General features: G+C 58.9%; 23 protein-coding genes. 22 read left to right on the forward strand and 1 reads right to left on the reverse strand.

Features of this window, described 5'->3' with window-relative positions; all coding sequences use genetic code 11:
* Positions 1 to 536 precede the first annotated feature (536 nt).
* The 3 genes from rluC to sppA are packed head-to-tail and all read left to right on the forward strand — an operon-like array spanning position 537 to position 3,166.
* Entirely contained in the window at positions 537 to 1,496 is a 960-nt protein-coding gene (gene rluC, locus EC915_RS08725) for a 23S rRNA pseudouridine(955/2504/2580) synthase RluC (protein ID WP_133750116.1), read from the forward strand.
* On the forward strand, positions 1,486 to 2,166 hold the full coding sequence (locus EC915_RS08730; protein WP_133750117.1) for an HAD-IA family hydrolase: 681 nt from the start codon (positions 1,486 to 1,488) through the stop codon (positions 2,164 to 2,166). Before rluC ends, EC915_RS08730 begins: the two co-directional genes overlap by 11 nt.
* Before the next feature lie 7 nt (positions 2,167 to 2,173).
* Positions 2,174 to 3,166 carry a signal peptide peptidase SppA gene (gene sppA, locus EC915_RS08735; RefSeq protein ID WP_133750118.1) on the forward strand — a complete coding sequence of 331 codons (993 nt, stop codon included), beginning with the start codon at positions 2,174 to 2,176 and terminating at the stop codon, positions 3,164 to 3,166.
* Positions 3,167 to 3,229: 63 nt separating this feature from the next.
* Here the strand turns inward: sppA and EC915_RS08740 are convergent, their stop codons facing one another.
* The gene (locus EC915_RS08740) at positions 3,230 to 3,808 is read right to left on the reverse strand and encodes a nucleoside triphosphate pyrophosphatase (RefSeq protein ID WP_166650946.1); all 579 of its coding nucleotides are present in this window, start codon (positions 3,806 to 3,808) and stop codon (positions 3,230 to 3,232) included.
* A gap of 106 nt (positions 3,809 to 3,914) precedes the next feature.
* On the opposite strand from EC915_RS08740, the gene EC915_RS08745 reads away from it, so the two are divergent.
* The 19 genes from EC915_RS08745 to EC915_RS08830 all read left to right on the forward strand — a co-directional run bounded on the left by EC915_RS08745 (position 3,915) and on the right by EC915_RS08830 (position 20,609).
* Positions 3,915 to 4,442 (forward strand): YceD family protein, encoded by a 528-nt coding sequence (locus EC915_RS08745; RefSeq protein ID WP_133750120.1) that lies wholly within the window; start codon positions 3,915 to 3,917, stop codon positions 4,440 to 4,442.
* 13 nt (positions 4,443 to 4,455) lie between these two features.
* Entirely contained in the window at positions 4,456 to 4,638 is a 183-nt protein-coding gene (rpmF, locus tag EC915_RS08750) for a 50S ribosomal protein L32 (protein ID WP_002552688.1), read from the forward strand.
* Between the two features lie 4 nt (positions 4,639 to 4,642).
* On the forward strand, positions 4,643 to 5,650 hold the full coding sequence (plsX, locus tag EC915_RS08755) for a phosphate acyltransferase PlsX (RefSeq protein WP_133750121.1): 1,008 nt from the start codon (positions 4,643 to 4,645) through the stop codon (positions 5,648 to 5,650).
* Between the two features lie 130 nt (positions 5,651 to 5,780).
* Positions 5,781 to 6,719: an ACP S-malonyltransferase gene (gene fabD, locus EC915_RS08760; protein ID WP_133750122.1), complete on the forward strand. Its 939-nt coding sequence runs from the start codon at positions 5,781 to 5,783 to the stop codon at positions 6,717 to 6,719.
* 13 nt (positions 6,720 to 6,732) lie between these two features.
* Positions 6,733 to 7,470, forward strand: coding sequence for a 3-oxoacyl-ACP reductase FabG (gene fabG, locus EC915_RS08765; protein WP_133750123.1), 738 nt, complete (start codon positions 6,733 to 6,735; stop codon positions 7,468 to 7,470).
* A 185-nt stretch (positions 7,471 to 7,655) separates the two neighbouring features.
* Positions 7,656 to 7,892: an acyl carrier protein gene (acpP, locus tag EC915_RS08770; RefSeq protein ID WP_087265500.1), complete on the forward strand. Its 237-nt coding sequence runs from the start codon at positions 7,656 to 7,658 to the stop codon at positions 7,890 to 7,892.
* 106 nt (positions 7,893 to 7,998) lie between these two features.
* Positions 7,999 to 9,243 (forward strand): beta-ketoacyl-ACP synthase II, encoded by a 1,245-nt coding sequence (gene fabF, locus EC915_RS08775; RefSeq protein ID WP_133750124.1) that lies wholly within the window; start codon positions 7,999 to 8,001, stop codon positions 9,241 to 9,243.
* On the forward strand, positions 9,240 to 10,058 hold the full coding sequence (gene pabC / locus EC915_RS08780; RefSeq protein ID WP_133750125.1) for an aminodeoxychorismate lyase: 819 nt from the start codon (positions 9,240 to 9,242) through the stop codon (positions 10,056 to 10,058). The genes fabF and pabC overlap by 4 nt, the downstream gene beginning before the upstream one ends.
* Positions 10,059 to 10,061: 3 nt before the next feature.
* Entirely contained in the window at positions 10,062 to 11,339 is a 1,278-nt protein-coding gene (gene mltG / locus EC915_RS08785) for an endolytic transglycosylase MltG (protein WP_133750126.1), read from the forward strand.
* A gap of 19 nt (positions 11,340 to 11,358) precedes the next feature.
* A complete protein-coding gene (gene tmk / locus EC915_RS08790) occupies positions 11,359 to 12,003 on the forward strand; it encodes a dTMP kinase (RefSeq protein ID WP_133750127.1) in 645 nt (214 codons plus the stop codon).
* Complete coding sequence (locus EC915_RS08795; protein ID WP_133750128.1) at positions 11,996 to 12,982, forward strand: DNA polymerase III subunit delta'; 987 nt, start codon at positions 11,996 to 11,998, stop codon at positions 12,980 to 12,982. The genes tmk and EC915_RS08795 overlap by 8 nt, the downstream gene beginning before the upstream one ends.
* Positions 12,983 to 13,024: 42 nt before the next feature.
* Entirely contained in the window at positions 13,025 to 13,381 is a 357-nt protein-coding gene (locus tag EC915_RS08800; protein ID WP_037011754.1) for a PilZ domain-containing protein, read from the forward strand.
* 14 nt (positions 13,382 to 13,395) lie between these two features.
* Entirely contained in the window at positions 13,396 to 14,184 is a 789-nt protein-coding gene (locus EC915_RS08805) for a TatD family hydrolase (RefSeq protein ID WP_133750129.1), read from the forward strand.
* A gap of 102 nt (positions 14,185 to 14,286) precedes the next feature.
* Positions 14,287 to 14,448 carry a hypothetical protein gene (locus EC915_RS24800; protein ID WP_166650947.1) on the forward strand — a complete coding sequence of 54 codons (162 nt, stop codon included), beginning with the start codon at positions 14,287 to 14,289 and terminating at the stop codon, positions 14,446 to 14,448.
* A 149-nt stretch (positions 14,449 to 14,597) separates the two neighbouring features.
* Positions 14,598 to 15,266, forward strand: coding sequence for a TetR/AcrR family transcriptional regulator (locus EC915_RS08810; protein ID WP_133750130.1), 669 nt, complete (start codon positions 14,598 to 14,600; stop codon positions 15,264 to 15,266).
* A 185-nt stretch (positions 15,267 to 15,451) separates the two neighbouring features.
* A complete protein-coding gene (locus tag EC915_RS08815; protein ID WP_133750131.1) occupies positions 15,452 to 16,057 on the forward strand; it encodes a DUF4823 domain-containing protein in 606 nt (201 codons plus the stop codon).
* A gap of 10 nt (positions 16,058 to 16,067) precedes the next feature.
* Complete coding sequence (locus EC915_RS08820; RefSeq protein ID WP_133750132.1) at positions 16,068 to 16,631, forward strand: DUF1285 domain-containing protein; 564 nt, start codon at positions 16,068 to 16,070, stop codon at positions 16,629 to 16,631.
* Positions 16,632 to 16,731: 100 nt separating this feature from the next.
* The gene (locus EC915_RS08825; protein WP_133750133.1) at positions 16,732 to 17,742 is read left to right on the forward strand and encodes an aspartate-semialdehyde dehydrogenase; all 1,011 of its coding nucleotides are present in this window, start codon (positions 16,732 to 16,734) and stop codon (positions 17,740 to 17,742) included.
* 116 nt (positions 17,743 to 17,858) lie between these two features.
* Positions 17,859 to 20,609 (forward strand): FimV/HubP family polar landmark protein, encoded by a 2,751-nt coding sequence (locus tag EC915_RS08830; RefSeq protein WP_133750134.1) that lies wholly within the window; start codon positions 17,859 to 17,861, stop codon positions 20,607 to 20,609.
* The last annotated feature ends 178 nt before the right edge of the window (positions 20,610 to 20,787 follow it).

Raw genomic sequence — 20,787 nt, forward strand, 5'->3', positions numbered from 1 at the left:
GACACCCTGTCAGCAAAAGCTTTGTCAGGAGGAGGAATCAACCATCGGTAGCGGACGATATGAAGCGTCTTGAATAAAGCCGTTTGCTACACAGTCCGACGGTTGTGCGTCTCCGCCCCACACGTATCCCTGATAATTCGGGTGCTGCCGCGCGCTGAATCCGCAGCGGGTTTGCATTTACGCGTTCTTCGATGGAAGTTCGCGCCTCATGACTCATATCAAGGCGTGGTTTCCGAAGTATTCGCCCGGAGCGATCGCCAGCGACTGCACTTTGTGAACTGGCCTTGAACGTGGGCCTTGATGGCGAGTGATTCACTCCGCGATCAGGCTTGTTTCAGGCCTTATGTCACCTGCGCTCGTTACGCTCACTGATCTTCCGTTGTCACCGAAAGCCTCGTAGGACGGCCTCGCGCCCTTGTGAATTGCGTTGGTCAGGGCCGTTTGTCCTCTGCCCAGGCCGCTTTTGGCGGCGTTCGCGACTATAGCAGCAATCATTAAGTGCTTCAAATCCATAAAAAATTGTTATGATTTGCGCCATGACAAATATCACCCCCCCAACCCCCGGCGTTCAGCTGGTAGAGGTTGCGCCGGAATTTGCCGGTCAACGCATCGATAATTTTCTGATCACGTACCTCAAGGGTGTTCCCAAGACCTTGATTTACCGCATATTGCGCAAAGGCGAAGTGCGGGTGAACAAGGGGCGGATCAAGCCAGAGTACAAGCTTCAGGCTGGCGACATCGTGCGCGTTCCACCTGTCCGGGTGCCCGAGCGCGACGAGCCTGTGCCGGTAGCGCAAGGTCTGTTGCAGCGCCTGGAAGCGGCTATCGTTCACGAAGACAAAGGCCTGATCGTGCTCAACAAGCCTGCGGGCATTGCGGTTCACGGCGGAAGCGGGCTGAGTTTCGGCGTCATTGAGGCCTTTCGTCAGTTGCGCCCCGATGCCAAGGAACTGGAACTGGTCCATCGCCTGGATCGAGACACTTCCGGGCTGTTGATGATCGCGAAAAAACGCAGCATGTTGCGCCACTTGCACGAGCAGTTGCGCGGCGACGGTGTCGATAAGCGCTATATGGCGTTGGTCCGTGGCAACTGGCCTGCCTCGCAAAAACAGGTTCGCGCGCCGTTGCTCAAAAGCAATCTGCGCTCCGGCGAACGCATGGTCGAGGTGAACGAAGAGGGTAAGGAAGCATTGACCCTGTTCAAGGTGCTGCGGCGCTTTGGTGACTTCGCGACGATGATCGAGGCGCGTCCTATCACTGGCCGCACCCACCAGATTCGCGTGCACGCGCTGCACGCCGGGCACAGCATCGCTGGTGACAGCAAATACGGCGATGAGGATTTCACTCGTGAGATTCGCGAACTGGGCGGCAAGCGGCTATTCCTGCATGCTTATGCCCTGACCGTGCCGCTGCCCGACGGTGGCGAGCTGAAACTGGAGGCACCTGTCGATGAGATGTGGGCCAGGACCGTGGAGCGATTGTTGAGTGCGCCCTGATTACGAACTGCTGGTATTCGACTGGGACGGTACGCTGTCCGATTCCATCGGTCGCATCGTCGATGCCATGCGCCAGGCAGCCGACCTTGCGCGCCGCCCGGTACGCGATGATCGCGCGATAAAAGGCATCATCGGTCTGGGACTGCCTGAGGCAATCCGCACCCTTTACCCGGACATCACGGCCAACGACCTGATCGACTTTCGGCAGCACTATGCCGACAGTTACATGGCCATGGATGCCGAGCCGTCCAGGTTGTTCGAGGGCGTGCTGGAGTCGCTGGAGGCGTTTCGTGCCGAGGGCTATCGCATGGCGGTTGCAACCGGAAAGGCACGCCGCGGGCTGGATCGCGTACTCAAAGCCCATGGCTGGCTCGATTATTTCGACGCGACTCGTGCCGCCGATGAAACCGCGAGCAAGCCCGATCCGCTCATGCTCAACGAAATCCTGCAGCAGTGTGGCGTTGCCCCGCAAAAAGCCCTGATGATCGGCGACGCCTCGTTCGATCTGCTGATGGCGCGCAATGCGGGCATGGATTCGGTGGCGGTCGGTTATGGTGCCCAGGCCCTGAGTTCGTTGCTGCAGTACGAACCACGCCTGGCGATAGAGCATTTTTCCGAATTGCGTACCTGGCTGGGTGCGCGCACTGCCGAATCTTCGTTGTTGGGGTAATTGATCTATGTCGGATGAATGGAAGTCACCGTCTTCGCAAGAGCGCGACGATAAAGGTGATGCAAAAAGCTGGAAGCTCTTGGAAAAGACATTGCTGGCCAATGTTCAGGAGCATCGTCGTACCCGGCGGTGGGGGATTTTCTTCAAGTCTCTGACCTTCGTTTACCTGTTCATAGCCCTGGCAATGTTCTCGCCGCTGATGGATTTCGGTAAGGGCGCGTCGCGCAAGGCCAGCCACACTGCGCTGATCGAGGTTAAGGGCATGATCGCCGACACCGAAGCGGCGAGCGCCGACAATATCATCGGCAGCCTGCGTGCGGCTTTCGATGATGAGAAAACCAAGGGCGTGATCCTGCGTATCAACAGTCCGGGCGGCAGCCCTGTGCAGTCGGGCTACATTTACGATGAAATCCGCCGTTTGCGTGCGAAGAAACCGGACATCAAGGTTTACGCCGTGATTACCGATCTAGGCGCCTCTGGTGCGTATTACATTGCCAGTGCGGCCGATCAGATCTACGCCGACAAGGCGAGCCTGGTGGGCTCTATAGGTGTCACCGCAGCCGGTTTCGGTTTCGTGGGTACCATGGAAAAGCTTGGTGTGGACCGTCGCACTTACACATCGGGTGAACATAAGGCGTTCCTCGATCCGTTCCAGCCACCCAAGCCTGACGAGACAGCTTTCTGGCAGGGCGTTCTGGATACCACCCACAAACAGTTCATTGCCAGTGTGAAGGCAGGTCGTGGCGATCGCCTGAAAGATAAGGAGCATCCAGAGCTGTTTTCCGGGCTGGTCTGGACTGGCGAGCAGGCTGTCGCGCTAGGGTTGGTGGATGGTTTGGGCAGTGCCAGTTCTGTAGCTCGCGACGTGATCGGCGAGAAGGAAATGGTGGACTACACCGTGCAGGAGTCGCCCTTCGATCGGTTCTCCAAGAAGCTGGGCTCCAGCGTTGCCGAACAGATCGCCATGTGGGCGGGTTTCAATGGGCCGTCGCTACGCTGATTCGCTGTGATTGATAAAAAAGCCCGGCCAATGGCCGGGTTTTTTGTAGCTTTGAATCATTGATTACGGTACATCCACGCCTTCTGCTGCCAACATGTCTACCAGCCTTATTAAAGGAAGACCGATCAGGCTGGTGGCGTCGGGGCCTTCGGTGCTGTGAAACAAGCTTATGCCCAAGCCTTCGGCCTTGAAGCTGCCTGCGCAGTCATAGGGTTGCTCAGCGTGAAGGTAGCGGCTGATCCGCGCGTGATCCAGTTGGCGCATGTGGACCGTAAAAGGGACGCAGTCGACCTGGCATTGTCCGGTGCGGCTGTTATACAGCGCAAGACCTGTGAGAAATGTCACGCGCTTGCCACTGCTGGCAATCAGTTGCTGCAGCGCACGCTCGAAGGTGTGGGGTTTGCCAAGGATCTGCTCGTCCAGCACCGCTACTTGATCTGAGCCGATGATCAGATGGTCGGAAAATTGCGCCGATAGAGCCGTGGCTTTTTTCTGGGCCAGGCGCATCACCAGGTCTCTGGCCGCCTCGTTGGGGCGGTGACTTTCATCGATGTTCGGGGACGCGCTGACGAACGGCAGGCGCAGGCGGTCAAGCAATTGCCGGCGATAAGATGAGCTGGAAGCGAGCAGCAAAGGCAGCATGGGGATCTCCGACAGGTGAAAGTTGAGTGTAATCAGCAGGTCAGGTTGCGAACAGCCCTGAATTTCCTTTGACAGTCGCAGGGCTCGTCCCTAGAATGCTGCGCCTATGTTGAATGACCCGATTCCACCTCACGTTGACCCGCGCAAATTAGCTGACCGTGGCACTACTCTTCAGGGAGAGCTGCTGCTGGCTGATTTGGAGAGACTCTGCGACCCGCTTGCTGACAATCTCGGTACAGTGCAGGCGAAATTCGTTTTTGAACGAGACGAACGCCGCGCCGTGGTTATCCACAGCGAAATCGACGTCGAAGTCAAAATGGTTTGCCAGCGTTGTCTTGAGCTGGTCACCCTGCCGATTCACAGCGAATGCAGTTACGTCGTGGTGAAGGAGGGTGCAAATACCCAGTCGTTGCCGAAAGGCTATGACGTGCTGGAACTCGGCGAAGATCCATTGGATCTGCAGGCTTTGATCGAGGAGGAGCTTCTGCTCGCCTTACCCATTGTTCCTGTTCATGATCCGAAAGAATGCCAGCAGCCGGCGGGCGCCGATGAGCCCGAGCCGAGCGTGGACGAGGTAATGCGGTCCAACCCGTTCAGTGTATTGGCGCAGTTAAAGCGTGACCCAAACGTTTAGGAGTTAATCAATTATGGCTGTTCAGCAGAACAAAAAATCCCGCTCTGCCCGTGACATGCGTCGTTCGCACGACGCTCTCGAGGCTAGCACTCTGTCTGTAGAAAAAACCACGGGTGAAATTCACCTGCGTCACCACGTATCGCCAGAAGGCGTATACCGTGGCCGTAAAGTGATCGACAAGGGCGCTGACGAGTAATTTCTTGTCCGCTCCGGTCATCGCGATCGACGCAATGGGCGGGGACTTCGGTCCCCGCAGCATTGTTCAGGCTAGCGTTGCCTGCCTGTTTGCTTCACCTTCGCTCCATCTGACCCTCGTCGGTCAAGCCCCCTTTCTTGAAGAGCTCATCGCACGCCATTCCGGTGTTGATCGGTCGCGCCTGCTCGTCGTCAATGCCAGCGAGATCATCACGATGGATGACCGTCCTTCCCTTGCCCTGCGAGGCAAGCCTGACTCGTCCATGCGCGTAGCGTTGCGACTGTTGGCCGAAGGTGACGCCCAGGCCTGCGTGAGTGCCGGGAACACGGGAGCGCTGATGGCGCTGTCGCGATTCGTCCTCAAGACACTGCCTGGCATTGATCGCCCGGCAATGGTCGCGGCCATCCCTACGCAGCGTGGCTATTGCCAGTTGCTGGACCTGGGGGCCAACGTCGATTGCAGTGCGGAAAACCTTTATCAGTTCGCCGTGATGGGTTCGGTGGCTGCCGAAACGTTGGGCGTTGAGCGGCCAAAGGTCGCACTGCTCAATATCGGTACCGAAGACATCAAGGGTAATCAGCAGGTCAAGCTGGCTTCCAGTCTCTTGCAGGCCGCGCCGGGGCTCAATTACATCGGTTTCGTGGAAGGCGACGGGCTCTATCGCGGCGAGGCCGATGTAGTGGTCTGTGACGGCTTCGTGGGCAATATCCTGCTCAAGTCCAGCGAGGGTCTGGCGATCATGATCGGTGAGCGAATTGAAACCCTGTTCCAGCAGAACGCGTTGTCCAGGGCCGTTGGGTTATTGGCCATGCCGCTGCTCAGGCGTCTGAAGGCCGATCTGGCGCCAGCGCGACACAACGGGGCCAGTTTTCTCGGCTTGCAGGGCATTGTAGTGAAAAGTCATGGCTCGGCAGGTGTGCAGGGCTTTCAAAGTGCAATTCAGCGTGCCCTGATCGAAATTCAGGAGAATTTGCCGGAGCGCTTGCATGCTCGCCTGGAAACGTTGCTATAGGGTGTGTTGCGCTAGAATGTGACCCCTGTGACTGCCGGGTCATCCTACGATCCATTCGCAACACTTTGAATTACCTCGCGTTCGGAATGGCCGGACGTTCTTTTCGACGACAATAATCAGGGGCTTGTCAATGTCTGCTTCCGTCGCATTCGTCTTTCCGGGCCAGGGCTCGCAGTCCCTCGGCATGCTTGCCGAGCTGGGCGCGCAGTACCCGCTGGTTCTGGACACGTTCAAAGAAGCTTCAGATGCTTTGGGTTATGACCTGTGGGCGCTGACCCAGCAGGGGTCGGAAGAAAACCTCAACCAGACTGACAAAACCCAGCCGGCCATTCTGACCGCCTCCATCGCTCTGTGGCGTCTGTGGCTTGCAGAGGGCGGCGCGCGTCCAGCATTCGTTGCCGGTCACAGCCTGGGTGAATACAGCGCCCTGGTAGCCGCAGGCAGCTTGTCGCTGGCTGACGCGGTCAAGCTGGTTGAGCGTCGTGGTCAGTTGATGCAGCAAGCCGTGCCTGCGGGGCAGGGGGGCATGGCTGCAATTCTCGGCCTGGAAGATTCCGATGTCATCGCCGCCTGCAATGAAGCGGCTCAGGGCGATGTGGTCAGCGCGGTCAACTTCAACTCGCCAGGTCAGGTGGTCATCGCCGGTGCCAAGGCTGCGGTCGATCGTGCAATCGAGGTATGCAAGGCCAAGGGTGCCAAGCGTGCACTGCCGCTACTGGTCAGCGTACCTTCGCACTGTGAGCTGATGCGCCCGGCTGCGGAGCGTTTTGCCGAGTCCGTTGCCGCCATCGACTGGCAGGCGCCGCAAATCCCGCTGGTGCAGAACGTTAGCGCCAGCGTGGTCTCGGACCTGGACACCCTTAAAAGTGATTTGCTGCAGCAGCTGTACAAACCGGTGCGCTGGGTGGAGTCGGTCCAGACCCTGGCCGCCAGCAGCGCATTGCAGTTGGTCGAGTGCGGCCCAGGCAAGGTATTGGCTGGTCTGAACAAGCGTTGCGCCGACGGCGTGGTCACTCATAACCTCAATACCCCGGAAGCTTTCGCCGCCACCCGTGCGGCGCTGGCCTGATAAGGAGAACACCATGAGTCAGGGTAAAGTTGCACTGGTCACCGGCGCGAGCCGTGGCATTGGCCGGGCTATCGCTCTGGAGCTGGGTCGTAACGGCGCAATCGTCGTGGGCACTGCAACGTCCGAGGCCGGTGCCGAGAAGATCACCGCCTACTTCAAGGAAAACGGTGTGGAAGGCTTCGGGCTGGCGCTGGATGTCGGCAGCGACCAGTCCGTCAGCGCCGCGCTGGCACAGATTACCGAGCGTGTCGGCGCACCTTTGATCCTGGTCAATAACGCCGGCATCACTCGTGACAACCTGATGATGCGCATGAAGGATGACGAGTGGCATGACGTCATCAATACCAACCTGAGCAGCCTGTTTCGCCTGACCAAGGGCGTTCTGCGCGGGATGACCAAGGCACGTTGGGGGCGGATCATCAGCATCGGTTCGGTAGTGGGTGCCATGGGCAACGCCGGTCAAGTAAACTACGCCGCCGCGAAAGCGGGTCTGGAAGGTTTCAGTCGCGCGCTGGCGCGTGAAGTCGGTTCGAGGGCAGTGACCGTGAATTCGGTAACGCCCGGTTTTATCGATACCGATATGACCCGCGAGTTGCCGGAAGCACAGCGTGATTCCCTGACGGCTCAGATCCCTCTGGGCCGACTGGGGCAGGCCGAAGAGATCGCGCATGTGGTCGCTTTTCTTGCCTCGGAAGGTGCAGGCTACGTTACCGGGGCTACAATCCCCGTTAACGGCGGCATGTACATGTGACTTCCCGTACTGAAAAAATGTCATACGGGCTGTCTAAAATCCGTTATAAAGCTGAAATCTATTAACGGGCAGAGGATTGATGGCGTAGCGGAAATTGCGTTTAGCTTGAAATGCGCAAAACCTCTTCTATACACTTACCCATCGGCCAGCTGCCTGAATTTGTCCACTAGGAGTTAAAACACGGTATGAGCACCATCGAAGAGCGCGTCAAGAAAATCGTTGCTGAACAACTTGGCGTCAAATCTGAGGAAGTGGTCAACACTGCTTCTTTCGTTGAAGACCTGGGTGCCGACTCCCTTGACACCGTTGAGCTGGTGATGGCTCTGGAAGAGGAATTCGAGACCGAAATCCCTGACGAAGAAGCTGAAAAGATCACCACCGTTCAAGCTGCTATCGATTACGTTACTGCCCATCAGGCGTAAGCTTTTGTAATCGTTGCTCGCTGTCATGGAAAAACCGCACTGCCTCAGGCGTGCGGTTTTTTCTTTAACAGGGCAGCGTTTCGTCAATAGAAAAAAGGAGAGTCCTGTGTCGCGTAGACGCGTCGTGGTCACCGGTATGGGTATGCTGACGCCACTGGGCAATGATGTGCCCAGCACCTGGCAAGGCATTCTGGCTGGCCGGAGTGGCATTGGCCTTATCGAACACACGGACCTTTCGGCTTACACCACTCGCTTTGGCGGTTCGGTCAAAGGATTCAAGGTCGAGGATTACCTGTCCCCCAAGGAGGCGCGGCGTCTGGACCTGTTCATTCAGTACGGCCTGGCTGCCAGCTTTCAGGCGGTACGCAATGCCGGTATCGAAATCACGGATGCGAACCGTGAGCGTATCGGCGTTGCCATGGGCTCGGGTATCGGTGGTCTGACCAACATCGAAAACACCAGCCGTCTGCTGCACGAGCAGGGGCCGGGCAAGATCTCCCCGTTTTTCGTTCCGGGCTCGATCATCAACATGATTTCCGGCTTCCTGTCGATCCACCTGGGCGCACAGGGTCCGAATTACGCCATCACAACCGCCTGTACAACCAGTACGCACTGCATTGGCATGGCCGCGCGCAACATTGCTTATGACGAAGCCGATGTGATGATCGCCGGTGGCGCCGAAATGGCGGCGTGCGGTCTGGGCATGGGCGGGTTCGGTGCCTCGCGTGCGCTGTCGACGCGCAACGATGAGCCGACCCGTGCCAGCCGTCCGTGGGACCAGGGCCGTGACGGTTTCGTGCTGTCCGACGGCGCTGGCGCGCTGGTGCTCGAAGAGCTGGAACACGCCAAGGCACGCGGTGCGACCATCTATGCGGAGTTGATCGGTTTTGGCATGAGCGGCGATGCGTTCCACATGACCTCGCCACCGGAAGACGGTGCCGGTGCTGCGCGCTGCGTTACCAATGCGCTACGAGACGCCAAGGTTCGTCCCGATCAGGTCCAGTACATCAATGCTCACGGGACTTCCACGCCTGCAGGCGACCTGGCAGAAGTCCACGCCATCAAATCGGTGTTCGGCGAGCACGCCTATAAACTGGCAGTCAGTTCGACCAAATCCATGACCGGTCACCTGCTGGGCGCGGCCGGTGCCATTGAAGCGATCTTCAGCGTGCTGGCAATCAACGGTCAGGTCGCGCCACCGACGATCAACCTCGATGAGCCTAGCGAAGGATGCGACCTCGACTTCGTGCCCCACGAGCCGCGCAACATGCCCATCGATGTTGTGGTGTCCAACTCGTTCGGATTTGGCGGCACCAATGGCTCGCTGGTGTTCCGCCGGTTCGCGGAATGACCCTGAGCTGGATCGATGGCGTCCCGGCCGACGCCCTGTCCTTGAAGGACCGGGGATTGGCCTACGGTGACGGTCTCTTCGAGACCATTCTGGTCAAGGCGGGCGCGCCATTGCTATTCGAGCGTCACCTTCAGCGTCTGACGCTGGGCGGCAGGCGCCTGGCGCTGGCGCTCGACCTGTCGCTGATCGATAGCGAATGCCGGGCGTTCGCGGCGCAAATGGGTGAAGGCGTGATGAAGCTGATCGTCACGCGCGGCGACGGCCTGCGGGGTTATGCGCCTGTCACGGGCGCACAGGCCCGACGTATGCTGCAGGCCAGTCCGGCGCCTGTCTATCCTTGCGAGAATGCAAAGCAAGGTATTCGACTGTTCCCATGTCGGACTCGTCTTGCCGAACAGCCACTGTTGGCCGGCCTCAAGCATCTCAATCGCCTGGAGCAGGTCATCGCCCGCGGTGAGTGGCACGATGGCGAGCACGCCGAGGGCTTGATGCGTGACACAACGGGGCGTCTCGTCGAGGCGGTTTACAGCAATCTGTTTTTGATCACAGGCGACGTGTTGCTGACTGCGGACCTGACCCGTTGCGGCGTAGCGGGCGTCATGCGTGCCGAGATACTGGTATTGGCCGAGCAGATGGACCTGCCGGTACGGGCGCTGGACCTGTACATGTCTGACCTGCGGCGGGCAGACGAGGTATTCGTCTGCAACAGCGTTTATGGCATCTGGCCCGTGTGCGCTTTCGAGCAACTGAACTGGCCGGTTGGCCCTGTCACCCGTAAACTGCAAAACCTTGTTCGCGGGCTTCTGGATATCTGATTCGTGATCCGAAAATTATTTGTCTTGCTGGAAGCAGGTGTGATTCTGGCGGGGCTGCTACTGGGTCTGGCATTCTGGCAACAGAACAGCGCGCTGCAACAACCCCTGAAACTGAATCAAGAGCAACTGCTCGATGTGCCTTCGGGCGCGTCGCCCACCGGAATGCTCAACCGGCTGCAGACCGATGGTGTCATCAAGGATGCGTTCTGGCTGCGTCTGTACTGGCGTTTCAACTTCTCCGGCCAGTCCCTGCACAGCGGCGAATACCGCATGACGCCGGGCATGAACGCGAAATCTCTGCTGGTGATGTGGGAAAAAGGTGAGGTTGTGCAGTACAGCCTGACCTTGGTGGAGGGCTGGAATTTCCGTCAGGTGCGCGCCGCGCTGGCCAGACAGGCGAAGCTTGAGCAAACCCTCGTCAACCTCAGCGACAGCGAGTTGATGGCGAAAATCGGTCATCCAAATGTTTTCCCTGAAGGTCGCTTCTTCCCTGATACCTATCGCTACGTGCGGGGCATGACCGACGTCGAGCTGCTCAAGCAGGCGTACACCCGACTCGACGAAGTGTTGCAGGAGGAGTGGGAAAAGCGCGCCGCCGATGTGCCCTATGTCGACCCCTATCAGGCGCTGATCATGGCGTCGCTGGTGGAAAAGGAAACCGGCGTGCCTCAGGAGCGAGGGCAGATTGCAGGAGTGTTCGTGCGTCGTCTGCAGCAGGGCATGCTGCTGCAGACAGATCCTACTGTTATTTACGGTCTCGGCGAGCGCTACAACGGCAAGATTACACGCGCGTTTCTGAAAGAGGCTACGCCGTACAACACGTACGTGATCGCCGGGCTGCCGCCGACACCGATCTCCATGGTCGGACGTGAGGCGATCCACGCGGCGATGAATCCGGTGCCGGGAAACAGCCTGTATTTCGTGGCGCGTGGCGATGGCAGCCACGTCTTTTCTGCCGATCTCGACGCCCATAATGCGGCGGTCAAGGAGTACCAGCTCAAGCGCCGTGCCGATTACCGCTCCAGTCCGGCATCTGGCGGCTTACCGCCTCCGGGCACGGATTCGGTGCCGAGCACTGAAAACTCCGGGAAGGAAGCAGTGCCTTCTCTCCATGCGCCATTGCCGCAATCGCCGTTGCCTGAGCAGAAGGTGCCGGAACAGAATACTTCCGAAGACAAGGCGGCTAAGCAATCTGCCGCCGGGAAACCCGATAGCGATCAACCGGCGCCATCTGCCCAAGCCAGTGGCAAGGCTGTGAAAGGCGAGTCGAGCCCGCAATGAATTTGATGAAGGACTGCCTGTGACTGGTTTGTTTATTACGCTGGAAGGTCCGGAAGGCGCGGGCAAGAGCACCAATCGTGAATACCTGGCCGAGCGTCTGCGCAGCCACGGCGTTGATGTTGTGCTGACCCGCGAACCCGGTGGCACGCCGCTGGCCGAGCGCATTCGTGAGCTGCTGCTGGCACCCAGTGATGAAAGGATGGATGCCGATACTGAACTGTTGCTGGTGTTCGCAGCGCGCGCGCAGCATCTGGCCGAGGTGATCCGCCCGGCGCTCGCCCGCGGCGCGGTGGTTCTGTGTGACAGATTCACCGATGCTACTTACGCCTACCAGGGAGGCGGCCGTGGCCTGTCTGTAGAGCGTATCGCTGCCCTGGAAAATTTCGTCCAGGGCGATCTGCGCCCGAATCTGACCCTCGTGTTCGACCTGCCAGTGGAAGTCGGACTGGCCCGGGCGAGTGCCCGTGGCAGGCTGGATCGCTTCGAGCAGGAAGGTCGCGTGTTTTTCGATGCGGTACGCAGCACCTATCTGAACCGGGCTGCGGCAGCGCCCGAGCGTTATCGTCTGGTGGACGCCGCGCTGCCGCTGGCTCAGGTGCAGGCTTCCCTCGACTCTCTGTTGCCGGAGCTGTTGGAACTGCTGGCGGACCGTCAGCATGGCTAAGGTTTATCCCTGGCAGGCAAACCTCTGGCAGCAACTTGCCGGTCGCACGCAACATGCCCATGCCTATTTGCTGCACGGTCCGGCGGGTATTGGCAAGCGAGCGCTGGCCGAGCGCCTGATGTTTCTGCTGCTGTGTCAGCACTCGCAGGGGCTTGAAGCTTGTGGGCAATGCAAGTCTTGCTCATTGCTGACCGCTGGCAGTCACCCGGACAACTACATTCTGGAGCCGGAAGAGGCGGATAAAGCGATCAAGGTCGATCAGGTTCGTGATCTGGTCAGTTTCGTGGTGCAAACCGCGCAGATGGGCGGGCGAAAGGTAGTGCTGATCGAGCCTGTGGAGTCAATGAACATCAATGCTGCCAACGCCTTGCTCAAAAGCCTCGAAGAACCGTCCGGCAACACCGTTATGTTGCTGGTCAGCCACCAGCCCAGCCGGTTATTGCCCACCGTCAAGAGCCGCTGTGTGCAGCAGGCTTGTCCCCTGCCAAGCGAGGCGATGAGTGTGGCCTGGCTTGCTGACGCGCTGCCGGAATGCACCGAGGACGAACGCGTCGAGCTTCTGACGCTGGCGGCCGGTTCGCCACTGGCTGCGATCAGTCTTCAGGCGCAAGGCGTTCGCGGGCAACGAACGCTGGTGGTAGATGGCGTCAAGAAGCTGCTCAAGGGGCAGCAGTCGCCTACGCAGTTGGCCGAGGGCTGGAAAGACATTCCGCTTTTGCTGCTTTTCGACTGGTTCTGTGACTGGTCGAATCTCATCCTGCGCTACCAGCTCACCGACGACGAAAGCGGCCTGGGACTGGCCGACATGCGCAAGGTATTGCAGTACCTGGCGCAGAAATCACCGCAACGCAAAGTGTTGGCCATGCAAGACTGGGTGCTCATGCAGCGCCAGAAAGTATTGTCCAAAGCAAACCTGAATCGGGTTTTGTTGCTCGAAGCGTTACTGGTGCAGTGGGCATCTCTGACCGGACAGGGTTAGACTGGCCATCTGCATGACATCAGTATCCACGAGGAAGTTGAGATGAGCGTCCCCCTGAGCCCGGGTCCACGTAACGGCATCCTGTCCTTGACGATCAAGGACAAGTCTGTCCTGTATGCCGCTTACATGCCGTTCATCAAGAATGGCGGACTGTTTATCCCGACCAGCAAAAGCTACAAGCTGGGGGACGAGGTGTTCATGCTGCTCAACCTCATGGACGAACCTGAAAAGATTCCGGTCGCGGGTAAAGTCACCTGGATCACTCCCAAGGGCGCCCAGGGCAACCGGGCGGCGGGCGTCGGCGTGCAGTTCAACGATGGCGACAATACCGCCCGCAACATGATCGAAAACTATCTGGCCGGTGCTCTCAAATCCGACCGTCCTACTCACACGATGTAATTGTTCCGGTTCCCATGCTCGTAGATTCCCATTGTCACCTCGATCGCCTTGACCTCACTGAACACGCAGGCTCTCTGGATAACGCTCTGGACGCGGCGCGTGGACGGGGTGTGGGTCATTTTCTGTGCATCGGCGTCAGCGCCGACAACGCGGCCGGGGTCAAGGCCCTGGCTGATCGCTATGAAGATGTGGACTGCTCGGTCGGCATTCACCCGCTCGACCTCAAACCCGGCGAAGAGCCTGCGCTGGAGTGGCTGCTGGACGAGTTGAACCACCCGCGTGTAGTCGCAATTGGCGAAACCGGACTGGATTACCACTACGAGCCGCAAGCGGCCGAGTTGCAGCAGGCTTCGTTCCGTCTGCACCTGCAGGCGGCCAGCGTCACCGGCAGGCCGGTCGTCATCCACACCCGGGCCGCTCGTGCCGACACCCTGCAACTGCTGCGCGAAGCTGCGCTGCCCCAGGCGGGCGTGCTCCATTGCTTCACCGAAGACTGGGACATGGCCAAGGCTGCGCTGGACCTGGGTTTCTATATTTCCTTGTCCGGCATTGTGACCTTCCGCAACGCCGACGCACTGCGCGATGTCGCGAGCAAAGTACCAGCGGATCGCCTGCTGGTTGAAACCGACTCGCCGTATCTGGCGCCCATTCCTTATCGCGGCAAGCCCAACCTGCCGCAATACGTGCGCGAGGTCGCGGAATTTCTGGCGATGTTGCGCGGCGAAAGCTTCGAGCGCTTTTCCGAGCAGACCACCGAGAACTTCAAGCGGCTGTTCCCGCTGGCCCGGGTCAAGCCCGCCTGAGACAGAATTGGTTTCACGCCAGATCAAGGGCAAAAAAAACCCGGGTTCTGGGGGGGGAATCCGGGTTAAGACCATTAGGAGTAAAACAAAGACACGCTATCCATGGGTGCCTTTACCGATGTTGCACTTGGGGGAGATGCTGCATCAGCGAATTTAAGTATTGGTCATATTCCAAAGGCGTCCAGCCCGAGCTGTACATTTTTTAAACAGTTTTGGAATACCCAAGATATTCTTGATACCTCAAAGCGTGCAACGCCAGTTTGATGGTCGGGACCAGCGCAAGAGCTGCAGTCAAAAAGGTGGCTGATGAGCTTGATGGAGTCTTGTGCGTGAACATTGTCGCAGGAGTCGTGCATTTTTTAGCAGGTCAGGCATACTGTGTGACTTCGATTTTGAATCCACAGCCTCTTTCTATGCACAAAGAACCTCGTAAGGTCCGTGAGTTTCGACGCCGTGAGCAAGAAATTCTCGATACCGCGTTAAAGCTGTTTCTCGAGCAAGGTGAAGACAGCGTCACTGTCGAGATGATTGCGGATGCCGTAGGTATTGGCAAAGGCACTATCTATAAGCATTTCAAATCCAAGGCCGAGATCTACTTGCGCCTGATGCTCGACTACGAGCGTGATCTGAATGAGCTGCTGCATTCGGCTGATGTCGACAAGGACAAGGAAGCGCTTTCCCGCGCCTATTTCGAATTTCGCATGCGCGATCCGCAGCGGTATCGTCTTTTCGACCGGCTGGAAGAGAAAGTGGTCAAGGGCAATCAAGTGCCTGAGATGGTCGAACAACTGCACAAGATTCGCGCCTCGAACTTCGAACACTTGACCCTGCTGATCAAGGGCCGGATCTGCGAAGGCAAGCTTGAGGACGTGCCCCCGTACTTCCATTACTGCGCCGCCTGGGCGCTGGTGCATGGCGCGGTGGCGTTGTACCACTCGCCGTTCTGGAGCAACGTGCTGGAGGATCAGGAGGGCTTCTTCCAGTTCCTGATGGACATTGGCGTGCGCATGGGCAACAAGCGCAAGCGCGATCCTGAAGCGGGTCACGATCTCAAGCCTGAAGCCTCCGGTCCGTCGGACTGATTTCCTGCTGTATTTCCTGGCGCAGGCCATCCGGGCCTACGCCAACGCCTTCAGAAGATCCTCCCCCGAATAATGCCTGCTTGTAACGGCCTGATCCTTGTTCATCTCCAGATTCCCGACATGGCGCAAAAGCTGCATTACACCGCCATTCGCCGGTTTTCCGTCGCCGGACTTTGGAGAGAAAAATGCGTAGCCTGGTTTTACTGCTGACGTTCCTGGCATTGAGTGGCTGCATGCACGTCAGCGATCTGGCGCAGGGTGCTCACGACGAGCTTAGCGACGCGGGCCTGCTGGACCACAGCTCGACGCGGCGGATCAATAATTTCCGTCTGCAGCCGGACTCTTTCATCTATATCGCTCAAGGTGCCTTTGCCCCGCCGGGCGGCACTTACCCGCGTCCGAACGTCGTCGCCGAAGAGGCTTTCAACGGTTTCATCGAATACTTTCCTTTGGTCCGCCGTGCCCGTGCGCCCGAAGGCCTGGATGAGGCGATGAACGAAGCCCGGGCCGCTGGCGCGCATTATCTGCTATACACCCGTTTCGCCAAGGCCGACGACCGTATCGGCAACTTTGACGAATGGTCCGATCAGGAAGCCGTCGATCGGTTGGGCATCGACAGTGGTGTCATCCAGTTGATGCTCATCGAAACCAACACCCGGTATTTGATCGATACCGCCCGGATTCACAGTCGCGGAGGCTTGCTCACCCTGCACGACACCAAGCCTGAAGATTTGCTAGGTCCACCCATGGAGGATTACGCTCGCAGCCTGTTGGGCGTCGAGGCCCGTTAAGGAGCAGCGTATGAGTGGTCCGGGAAAAGCCAGCGACCTGTTGGCGCAATTACCAAAGACCGGCAAGGGGTTGCCACCTGTGCACCTGTGGAACCCTGATTTTTGCGGCGATATCGACATGCGAATCGCTCGTGACGGCACATGGTTCTATCTTGGCACCCCCATCGGCCGTAAACCGATGGTGCGCTTGTTCTCCACCATCATTCGTCGAGACGGTGATGACTACTTCCTGATCACCCCCGTGGAAAAGGTCGGTATCAGGGTCGATGACGCACCATTTGTCGCGGTGCTGCTAGAGGTCGAAGGCGAGGGCGAGTCCCAGGTACTTCGTTTCACCACCAATGTAGAAGACGAGATCGAAGCCAGTGCCGAGCATCCTCTGCGTATCAGCATCGACGCCGCTACCGAGGAGCCCGCGCCTTACGTCCATGTGCGCAGCCATCTCGAAGCACTGATCCACCGCAACGTCTTCTATCAGTTGGTCAGTCTGGCGGTCAGTCAGGAGATTGACGGCCAGCGCTGGCTGGGTGTGTGGAGTCACGGCGAATTCTTCCCCATAGGCCTTGAGCCCTGATCAGGTCCGAGGCTGGCGCAACGTCGTTTTCGCCAGCTCAATTGCCTGGCTTTCTTCTCGCGGTTAAAGTGCCGCCCCCCGATTTTTCTGAGGTTGTTGCATGAGCCAGTCCTTTGATATCGCCGTGATCGGCGCCACCGGTACTGTCGGCGAAACCATCGTCCAGATTCTTGAAGAGCGCGATTTCCCGGTCGGCGAACTGTATTTGCTCGCTAGCGCAGAATCGGCCGGCAGCTCGGTTGCCTATCGCGGCAAGAATGTGCGTGTACGAGAAGTCGACGCGTTCGACTTCGGTAAAGCGAAAATCGCTTTCTTTGCAGCAGGTGCAGCCGTTACGCGCAGTTATGCCATGCGTGCGACCGCAGCAGGTTGCGCGGTGATTGACTTGTCTGCGGGCCTGCCCGTCGAGCAGGCGCCCAATCTGGTTCCTGAAGTCAATGGCGCGCTCCTGGCTACGCTGCCCAGACCCTGGCAGGTGGCGTGTGCCAGTCCGGCGGCAACCGCGTTGGCGATGGTCCTCGGCCCTTTGCGTGGGCTGCTGGACGTCCAGCGTGTCAGCATTACGGCCTGTCTTGCAGTTTCAAGCCTTGGACGTGAAGGCGTGACCGAGTTGGCGCGCCAGACTGCCGAATTGCTCAACGTCCGCCCGCTGGAACCACGGGTATTTGACCGGCAGATGGCATTCAATGTGCTCGCCCAGGTGGGCACGCCCGATGCACAGGGCCATGTGCCATTGGAAAAACGTTTGGTCAGCGAGTTGCGCGAGTTGCTGTCGCTGCCTTTAATCAAGGTCGCGGTCACCTGTATCCAGGTGCCGGTGTTCTTCGGCGACAGTCTGAGCGTGTCGGTGCAGACAACCACTGCGGTAAACATTGCCGCTGTGGCTGCGGCTCTTGACGCGGCGGATGGAATCGATCGGGTGGACGCTGAGGATTACCCGACGCCTGTAGGCGATGCAGTAGGGCAGGACGCTATTTATGTAGGACGTTTACGCGCGGGCATCGACGACGCCTGTGAGTTGAACTTCTGGGTGACGTCGGACAATGTGCGCAAGGGTGCGGCGTTGAACGCTGTGCAGGTCGCGGAATTGTTGATAAAAGGTGTTGCGTAAAAGATACTTGCCAACAATTCAAAGAATCATTCTAGCTATGGCGTGTAGAAACGCCCTACGCCCTAGCAGGCTTTATCTTCTCGGTCGCCGGGGAAATTTTAAACAAGGGATGGGCTATGGTTCAGGTTCGTAAACTGGTTTTAGCAATCGCTGCAGCCTCGGCGCTGTCATCAGGGATGGCACAGGCGCTTGGTCTCGGTGGTTTGACCGTCAAGTCGAGCCTGAACCAGCCGCTGCTCGCCGAGATCGAGCTCACGCAGGTGCAAGACCTGAACTCGGCGCAAGTCGTGCCGAGTCTGGCGAGTTCCGCCGAGTTCGCACAGGCGGGTGTAGGGCGCACGGCCGTACTCGATGACCTGACGTTTACCCCGGTGGTCAATGCGGGCGGCAAGAGCGTTCTACGGATAACGTCCAGTAAGCCCATCCGCGATCCTTACGTGAAGTTCCTCGTTCAGGTGCTTTGGCCCAATGGTCGCGTATTGCGCGAATACAGCCTGTTGCTTGATCCGCCCAAGGTCTCGCCACAGGCCGCTGCTGCCGCAACCGCCCAATTGCCGTCGACTGCCCCCGCCGCGGCCGCCGCCCCAACTCAGGTGCCCGCTGCCGAATCTCCTCCGGCTCAGGCCCCGGTTGCCGCAGCGCCGCCAGAACCCAAGTACAACCAGTACACGACCGCCAACAACGACACGTTGTGGGAAATCGCCGAGCGCGTACGCAATGGCGCTACGGTCCAGCAGACCATGCTGGCGATTCAGGCGCTCAACCCCGACGCGTTCATATCGAGCAACATTAACCGCTTGAAGAAAGGTCAGGTGCTGCGTCTACCCTCGCCTCAAGAGGCTGGGGCCACACCGCAGCCTCGTGCAGTGGCCGAAGTTGCCGAACAGAACCGCGCCTGGCGTGAGGGTCGTCGTCTTCCGACGGGCGCCCGTCAGGTAGATGCGACCCGCCGGGATCGTACCGAGGCGGCACCTGCGCAGATCGACGCCAAGGACAACCTCAGTCTGGTGTCGGCCAACAAGTCGGGGGCCAAGGGTGTCGCGGGGGATGCCGACCTCAGCAACAAGCTGGCAGTGACGCAGGAGAGCCTGGACAGCACCCGGCGCGACAATGCCGAACTGAAAAGCCGCATGAACGATCTGCAGAGTCAGCTGGACAAGCTGCAACGTCTGATCGAATTGAAGAACAACCAGTTGGCCAAGATGCAGGCCACAGGTTCTGCAGTACCTGCGCCAGTCGATGATGCTGGCAGCACGGTCAGCCCGAACAGTGTGACCAACCCGAACAACGCCGCGAACCCAGCGATGCCTGCACAGATCGTCGCGCCATCGGCAGCCCCGGATGCCGCTGGCAAACCGCCGGATGAAATCGCACCGGAGGATGCATTGCCGGTCGATGGTGCGAAGGTTACCGGCGCCACCCCGGACCAGCCGCTGGAGGTTCAACCCGACCCGGCTGCCTCCCCTGATAACCGGAGCGCGCTGGACAAGATCCTGGCAAGCCCCACGCTGATGGGGCTGATTGGCGGCGGCGTGTTGCTGGTGCTGCTGTTGCTGGTTTTGCTGATGGTGCGTCGTCGTAATGCGAATCTCGAAGCTCAAAGACACCGAAAAATGGCCCGTGCCCTCTCGGAAGAGTCCGATTTCGCCTCTGACATGGACTTGCCTGAAAGCAGTTTCGAAGGGTTGGAGGTTCCTGCGCCTAATGTAAAGTCGGCGCCGTTGTCGGCCGTGATCATCGAACCGACTCGCGAACGGCCGGCTGATGTGCTGGTACAGGCTGAAATCCATATTGCCTATGGCCGCATCAATCAGGCCGCGGCACTGCTGGAAGAAGCTGTCAAGGAAGAGCCTCAGCGCAGTGAACTGCGCTTGAAGCTCATGGAAATCTATGCCCAGCAAGGTAACCAGGAGGCTTTCCTCGCTCAGGAGCGGCAACTGGTGGCCACGGGAAAGAACCACGCTGAAGTCGAGCAGCTCAAAACCCGTTATCCGGCCATGGCAGCTGGTGCTGCGGCTGCGGGTGTCGTGGCTGCGTCGGCTTTGGCGGCGCAAATGGATGCGAAATATGTTGAGGATCTGCTGACTGACAATTCCGAGCCTGAACCTGCAGCCGACCCTGTTGCGTCAGCACCTGACGACTTCGACACCGCTTTTGATCTGAGTCTTGATGATCTGGAGGCTGCATCGCCGGCAGAGGTGAAGGATCACGGTGCACCGGAAACTACCGCTGACCTCGATGATCTGGATCTGGACGCGCCATTCGGTGGTGCAGCTGCAGATGACCTGGATTTCGATGCCATTCTTCGCGAGCAGGAGGCCAAGACTGCGCAGCCGGACGACCTGGCGGATTTTGACCTCGACCTTTCGGAGGATCAGCCGGGCCTCAAGGCCGAAGACGATTTTCTGTTGGGATTGGAAGACGAACCGTCGCCTGTGGATCAGCGCGCAGATCTGGGTGCCAGCAAGCCTGACACTGAGGATGATCTTGAGCTGCCAGCCGATTTCGATCTGTCGCTGGCCGATGAAATCGAGACCGATCAGGCATCCGAGGCGTTTGCTTCCGAGATTGATGACGTGAATGCTGAACTTGAGCGTTTGTCACAAACCCTGGAACAGCCGCCGATTGCCAAACCCTTCGAAAACGAGCCGACCTTTACCGAAGACGACGCGCTGCTGGCAGACGATGAGCCGGAATTTGACTTCCTGTCGGGCACTGACGAAGCCGCCACCAAGCTGGATCTGGCGCGTGCCTACATTGAGATGGGCGACGCCGATGGCGCCCGCGACATTCTCGATGAGGTTGTGACGGAAGGTGATGACGGGCAGAAAACCGAAGCGCGGGACATGCTTTCGCGTCTGGCGTGAACCGCTTCTATGCTTGATTGGAACGACCGCTTCGGCGGTCGTTTTCGTTTCTGGCCATTTAGCCGCCAGGCATGCCCGCCGCGGCCCCTTAATGATCTGTGCCCTTGTCGACCCGGACCGCCACAGGGGCCTGCCGGAACGGCGTCGGGCTTTGGCAATGGCGTCTTTTTTCGCCATC

It is taken from the genome of Pseudomonas sp. LP_7_YM, from assembly GCF_004364435.1.
Lineage (GTDB): Bacteria > Pseudomonadota > Gammaproteobacteria > Pseudomonadales > Pseudomonadaceae > Aquipseudomonas.

Coding starts and splice junctions, on each gene's coding strand:
- EC915_RS08815 (WP_133750131.1), top strand. CDS start 15,452: ATGCGTAGCCTGGTTTTACTGCTGACGTTCCTGGCATTGAGTGGCTGC.
- sppA (WP_133750118.1), top strand. CDS start 2,174: ATGTCGGATGAATGGAAGTCACCGTCTTCGCAAGAGCGCGACGATAAA.
- acpP (WP_087265500.1), top strand. CDS start 7,656: ATGAGCACCATCGAAGAGCGCGTCAAGAAAATCGTTGCTGAACAACTT.
- EC915_RS08795 (WP_133750128.1), top strand. CDS start 11,996: ATGGCTAAGGTTTATCCCTGGCAGGCAAACCTCTGGCAGCAACTTGCC.
- rluC (WP_133750116.1), top strand. CDS start 537: ATGACAAATATCACCCCCCCAACCCCCGGCGTTCAGCTGGTAGAGGTT.
- EC915_RS08800 (WP_037011754.1), top strand. CDS start 13,025: ATGAGCGTCCCCCTGAGCCCGGGTCCACGTAACGGCATCCTGTCCTTG.
- fabD (WP_133750122.1), top strand. CDS start 5,781: ATGTCTGCTTCCGTCGCATTCGTCTTTCCGGGCCAGGGCTCGCAGTCC.
- EC915_RS08805 (WP_133750129.1), top strand. CDS start 13,396: ATGCTCGTAGATTCCCATTGTCACCTCGATCGCCTTGACCTCACTGAA.
- EC915_RS08830 (WP_133750134.1), top strand. CDS start 17,859: ATGGTTCAGGTTCGTAAACTGGTTTTAGCAATCGCTGCAGCCTCGGCG.
- EC915_RS08825 (WP_133750133.1), top strand. CDS start 16,732: ATGAGCCAGTCCTTTGATATCGCCGTGATCGGCGCCACCGGTACTGTC.
- rpmF (WP_002552688.1), top strand. CDS start 4,456: ATGGCTGTTCAGCAGAACAAAAAATCCCGCTCTGCCCGTGACATGCGT.
- EC915_RS08810 (WP_133750130.1), top strand. CDS start 14,598: ATGCACAAAGAACCTCGTAAGGTCCGTGAGTTTCGACGCCGTGAGCAA.
- pabC (WP_133750125.1), top strand. CDS start 9,240: ATGACCCTGAGCTGGATCGATGGCGTCCCGGCCGACGCCCTGTCCTTG.
- EC915_RS24800 (WP_166650947.1), top strand. CDS start 14,287: ATGGGTGCCTTTACCGATGTTGCACTTGGGGGAGATGCTGCATCAGCG.
- EC915_RS08820 (WP_133750132.1), top strand. CDS start 16,068: ATGAGTGGTCCGGGAAAAGCCAGCGACCTGTTGGCGCAATTACCAAAG.
- EC915_RS08740 (WP_166650946.1), bottom strand. CDS start 3,808: ATGCTGCCTTTGCTGCTCGCTTCCAGCTCATCTTATCGCCGGCAATTG.
- fabG (WP_133750123.1), top strand. CDS start 6,733: ATGAGTCAGGGTAAAGTTGCACTGGTCACCGGCGCGAGCCGTGGCATT.
- EC915_RS08745 (WP_133750120.1), top strand. CDS start 3,915: ATGTTGAATGACCCGATTCCACCTCACGTTGACCCGCGCAAATTAGCT.